Origin of the sequence: Desulfovibrio sp. 1188_IL3213, assembly GCF_036763145.1 — a bacterium.
GTDB lineage: Bacteria > Desulfobacterota > Desulfovibrionia > Desulfovibrionales > Desulfovibrionaceae > Desulfovibrio.
Genome location: NZ_JBAIYR010000222.1, coordinates 1 through 3,754, shown reverse-complemented (window position 1 = coordinate 3,754; position 3,754 = coordinate 1). Strand labels below are relative to the sequence as shown.

The window sequence follows — 3,754 nt, the reverse complement described above, 5'->3', positions numbered from 1 at the left end:
ACCCGGTCGCGTGCTGTATGAAATCAAGGGCGTCAGCCTTGACCTTGCACGCGAAGCGCTCACCCGCGCCGCACACAAGCTGCCCGTGAAGACCGTCATCGTGGTGAGGGAGGGCATCTAAATGGCCGCCAAGAAAAAAACCGACAAAAGCGCCCGGCCCGCCGCCGCCGACCTTCGCTCCATGAGCGTTGAAGAACTGCGCGGCAAGCTGGCCGAACAGCGCCAGGAACTGATGACCGCCCGTTTCAGGCATGCCGCTGCGCAGCTTGAAAAGACTTCCGAGCTGAAAGCCATGCGGAAGCAGGTGGCGCGCATCGAGACTGTACTGAACGAAAAGGAGCAGAGGGCCTAAAATGCAAGCTCTGGAAGATCGTAAGGGCAGAACGCTGACCGGCATTGTGGTGAGCGACAAGAACGACAAGACCATTGTCGTGCGCGTTGAGACCCTGGTCAAGCACCCTCTGCTCAAAAAGTATGTGAGGCGCCGCAAGAAGTTCACGGCTCATGATCCCATGAACGAATGCGGTATGGGCGATAAGGTCAAAATTGTGGAGTTCCGTCCGCTTTCGCGCAACAAGCGCTGGCATCTGGTCTCCATCATTGAAAAAGCCGTATAGGGTAGTGCCATGATTCAGGTAGAATCCACGCTTCAGGTCGCCGACAATTCCGGCGCCAAAAAGGTTGCCTGCATCAAGGTGCTGGGCGGTTCACACCGCCGTTACGCCTCTGTCGGCGACATCGTGGTGGTTTCTGTAAAGGAAGCCATGCCACATAGCAAAGTGAAAAAGGGCGACGTTATGAAAGCTGTTATCGTGCGCACCGCCAAAGAAGTGCGTCGCATGGACGGCAGCTACATCAAGTTCGACGGCAACGCCGCGGTGCTGCTCTCCAGTCAGGGCGAACCCCTCGGCACCCGCATCTTCGGGCCCGTGGCCCGTGAGCTGCGCGCCATGAACTTTATGAAAATTATTTCGCTGGCCCCGGAAGTGCTGTAGGAGACCGTCATGAAAATGTATCGTATCCGCAAGGACGACAAGGTGATGGTAATCGCCGGCAAAGACGCGGGCAAAATCGGCAAGGTGCTCAAGATCCTGCGCAAGAAGGATCGCGTGCTGGTGGAAAAGACCAATATGGTCAAGCGCCACATGCGCCCCAACCCCTATGCCCAGCAGCCCGGCGGTATCGTGGAAAAGGAAATGCCGATCCACGTGTCCAACGTCATGGTTGTCTGCTCCGCTTGTGGCAAGGCCACCCGCGTGGGCTACAAGACCATTGAGTCCGAGGGCAAGGAAAAGAAAGTGCGCTTCTGCAAAAAGTGCAATGAAGTCATGGAATAAGGTGATACGATGACACGCCTTGAAAAGATATATAGAGAGAAGGTGGTTCCGGTAATGCACAAGGAGTTCAGTTACTCCTCGTCTATGCAACTGCCCGGGATTGAAAAGATCTCTCTGAACATCGGCCTTGGCGCCGCCAGCCAGAACAATAAGCTGATGGAAGAAGCCGTGGCTGAACTTTCGGCCATTGCCGGTCAGAAGGCCGTGGTGACACGCGCCAAAAAATCCATCGCTGCTTTCAAGCTGCGCGAAGGCATGCCTATCGGCGCTCGCGTCACCCTGCGCAAGGACCGCATGTGGGATTTTCTTGACAAGCTCATGAACTTCGCCCTGCCCCGGGTACGTGACTTCCGCGGTATTCCTGACCGCGGTTTCGATGGGCGCGGCAATTTCACCCTGGGCATCAAGGAACACACCATCTTCCCCGAACTTGAGGCGGATCGTGTGGAAAACCCCAAGGGCATGAACATCACCATTGTCACCACGGCGGCCACGGACAAGGAAGGCAAGTTCCTTCTTGACCAGCTGGGCATGCCGTTCCGCAAGTAGGAGTTAAGCTATGTCCCGTACTTCTTTGGAAGTAAAGGCCAAGCGCAAGCCCAAGTTCAGCGCTCGCGCTTACAATCGCTGCCCGCTCTGCGGCCGGCCCCGGGCTTTTCTGCGTCAGTTCGGCCTCTGCCGTATCTGCTTCCGCAATATGGCCCTTCGTGGCGAGCTGCCCGGCGTGCGCAAGTCGAGCTGGTAAATTTCCGGGCGCGAAAGCGCCCGGATGGCGCGTTTTTGGCGCGCCGCGGGAAGTGGCGGCATTGGGCCGTTAACCCCGCACCCAAACTCTCAGGAGCTTCTCGATGTTGACAGATCCCATTGCGGATATGCTGACCCGCATCCGCAACGCACATTTGGCCCTGCATAAGGAAGTAAATGTGCCGCGCTCGAAGATGAAGGAATCGTTAGCCGCCATCCTCAAGCAGGAAGGTTACGTCGAAGACGTGGCCGTGGCCGACAGCAACATTACCATTACCCTCAAGTATCTGAAGGGCAAGCCCGTCATCAGCGGCCTCAAGCGCATCAGCACGCCCGGCCGTCGCGTGTACGTGGGCGCCCACAAGATTCCCAGGGTGCAGAACGGCCTCGGCATATGCATTTTGTCCACGTCCAGCGGCGTGCTGGACGGCATGACCGCCCATGAAAAGAAGGTGGGCGGCGAACTTCTGTGTGAAATCTGGTAGGCGGTGCGAGCATGTCCAGAATAGGTAAACTGCCCATTCCCGTTCCCAATGGCGTTGAAGTCAAGATCGGAACGGATGTTGTGGAAGTGAAAGGCCCCAAAGGCTCGCTGAGCACGCCTGTCTGCTCCCTGCTCCAGTACGAACAGGCCGACGGCCATGTTGTGCTGACCCGCATCGAAGACGACCGCGTTACCCGCGCCCAGCACGGCCTGCGCCGCTCGCTGCTTTCCAACTGCATCGACGGCGTCACCAAGGGCTTTTCCAAGGCCCTGGAAGTCATCGGCGTTGGTTACCGCGTGGCGGTGAAAGGCAATATCATCGAGCTTCAGGTGGGCTATTCCCATCCGGTGCTGGTGGAACTGCCCGAAGGTCTCAAGGCCACGGTGGAAGGCCAGGTGCTGACCATCAGCGGTATTGACAAGGAACTGGTGGGCGAAATGGCCGCCAGGATTCGTCGCATCCGCAAGCCCGAACCCTATAAGGGCAAGGGTATCAAGTACGCTACCGAAACGATTCGCCGCAAGGTCGGCAAATCCGGCGGCAAGAAGTAGGGGGCGCGTCATGAAGTACAGCAAGAATGAATCGCGGCAGCGCCGCAAGATTCGCATCAGCAAAAAGGTCAGCGGCACTGCCGAGCGCCCGCGTCTGGTCGTTTACAGGTCCAACCTGCATGTCTACGCCCAGATCGTGAACGATCTGGACGGCGCCACTCTGGTTGCCACCTCCACCCTTGCGCTTGGCAAGAACGAATCAGGGCTGCACTGCAACAAGGGCGGCGCTGAAAAGGTGGGCATGGAAATTGCCCGCATGGCCAAGGAAAAGAATATCGACAAGGTGGTATTCGATCGCAACGGGTATCTTTATCACGGTCGCGTCAAAGCCGTAGCCGATGGCGCCCGCGAAGGCGGCCTGGAGTTCTAATATGCGTCAGGAAAATACCGAAACACAGCAGAACGAGTTGGGCGAAATCGAAAAGATCGTTTCCCTCAACCGCGTGGCTAAGGTGGTCAAGGGCGGTCGCCGGTTCAGCTTCAGCGCTCTTGTGGTGGTGGGTGACGGAAAGGGCGGCGTGGGCTTTGGCCTGGGCAAGGCCCAGGAAGTGCCCGAAGCCCTGCGCAAGGCAACCGAGCGCGCCCGCAAGAACCGCGTTCAGGTGGCTCTTGTGGACGGAACCCTGCCTTATGAAAT

The 3,754-nt window shown here is 57.9% G+C and carries 10 protein-coding genes and 1 pseudogene; all 11 read left to right on the top strand.

Annotated elements, in window-relative coordinates; genetic code table 11:
• On the top strand, positions 1-121 hold a 121-nt coding region (locus V6C16_RS09195; RefSeq protein WP_333543053.1), incomplete at its 5' end, for a ribosomal protein L16.
• Positions 122-352 carry a 50S ribosomal protein L29 gene (gene rpmC / locus V6C16_RS09190; protein WP_333535055.1) on the top strand — a complete coding sequence of 77 codons (231 nt, stop codon included), beginning with the start codon at positions 122-124 and terminating at the stop codon, positions 350-352.
• Position 353: 1 nt separating this feature from the next.
• On the top strand, positions 354-617 hold the full coding sequence (gene rpsQ / locus V6C16_RS09185) for a 30S ribosomal protein S17 (protein WP_012624303.1): 264 nt from the start codon (positions 354-356) through the stop codon (positions 615-617).
• Positions 618-626: 9 nt separating this feature from the next.
• Entirely contained in the window at positions 627-995 is a 369-nt protein-coding gene (gene rplN, locus V6C16_RS09180) for a 50S ribosomal protein L14 (RefSeq protein ID WP_333535054.1), read from the top strand.
• Between the two features lie 9 nt (positions 996-1,004).
• Positions 1,005-1,337 carry a 50S ribosomal protein L24 gene (gene rplX / locus V6C16_RS09175; RefSeq protein WP_012624305.1) on the top strand — a complete coding sequence of 111 codons (333 nt, stop codon included), beginning with the start codon at positions 1,005-1,007 and terminating at the stop codon, positions 1,335-1,337.
• Between the two features lie 9 nt (positions 1,338-1,346).
• Positions 1,347-1,886 (top strand): 50S ribosomal protein L5, encoded by a 540-nt coding sequence (gene rplE / locus V6C16_RS09170; protein ID WP_333535053.1) that lies wholly within the window; start codon positions 1,347-1,349, stop codon positions 1,884-1,886.
• A gap of 10 nt (positions 1,887-1,896) precedes the next feature.
• Positions 1,897-2,082, top strand: a complete 186-nt coding sequence (locus V6C16_RS09165) for a type Z 30S ribosomal protein S14 (protein WP_333535052.1) — start codon at positions 1,897-1,899, stop codon at positions 2,080-2,082.
• Between the two features lie 103 nt (positions 2,083-2,185).
• On the top strand, positions 2,186-2,566 hold the full coding sequence (gene rpsH / locus V6C16_RS09160) for a 30S ribosomal protein S8 (RefSeq protein ID WP_333535051.1): 381 nt from the start codon (positions 2,186-2,188) through the stop codon (positions 2,564-2,566).
• An 11-nt stretch (positions 2,567-2,577) separates the two neighbouring features.
• On the top strand, positions 2,578-3,117 hold the full coding sequence (gene rplF, locus V6C16_RS09155; protein WP_012624309.1) for a 50S ribosomal protein L6: 540 nt from the start codon (positions 2,578-2,580) through the stop codon (positions 3,115-3,117).
• A 10-nt stretch (positions 3,118-3,127) separates the two neighbouring features.
• A complete protein-coding gene (rplR, locus tag V6C16_RS09150) occupies positions 3,128-3,487 on the top strand; it encodes a 50S ribosomal protein L18 (protein ID WP_333535050.1) in 360 nt (119 codons plus the stop codon).
• Position 3,488: 1 nt separating this feature from the next.
• Positions 3,489-3,754: pseudogene (gene rpsE / locus V6C16_RS09145) on the top strand (30S ribosomal protein S5); the annotation flags it as partial.

Bases quoted from the DNA above. Each gene is read 5' to 3' on its own strand.
- rpmC (WP_333535055.1), top strand. From the start codon at position 122: ATGGCCGCCAAGAAAAAAACCGACAAAAGCGCCCGGCCCGCCGCCGCC.
- rpsQ (WP_012624303.1), top strand. From the start codon at position 354: ATGCAAGCTCTGGAAGATCGTAAGGGCAGAACGCTGACCGGCATTGTG.
- rplN (WP_333535054.1), top strand. From the start codon at position 627: ATGATTCAGGTAGAATCCACGCTTCAGGTCGCCGACAATTCCGGCGCC.
- rplX (WP_012624305.1), top strand. From the start codon at position 1,005: ATGAAAATGTATCGTATCCGCAAGGACGACAAGGTGATGGTAATCGCC.
- rplE (WP_333535053.1), top strand. From the start codon at position 1,347: ATGACACGCCTTGAAAAGATATATAGAGAGAAGGTGGTTCCGGTAATG.
- V6C16_RS09165 (WP_333535052.1), top strand. From the start codon at position 1,897: ATGTCCCGTACTTCTTTGGAAGTAAAGGCCAAGCGCAAGCCCAAGTTC.
- rpsH (WP_333535051.1), top strand. From the start codon at position 2,186: ATGTTGACAGATCCCATTGCGGATATGCTGACCCGCATCCGCAACGCA.
- rplF (WP_012624309.1), top strand. From the start codon at position 2,578: ATGTCCAGAATAGGTAAACTGCCCATTCCCGTTCCCAATGGCGTTGAA.
- rplR (WP_333535050.1), top strand. From the start codon at position 3,128: ATGAAGTACAGCAAGAATGAATCGCGGCAGCGCCGCAAGATTCGCATC.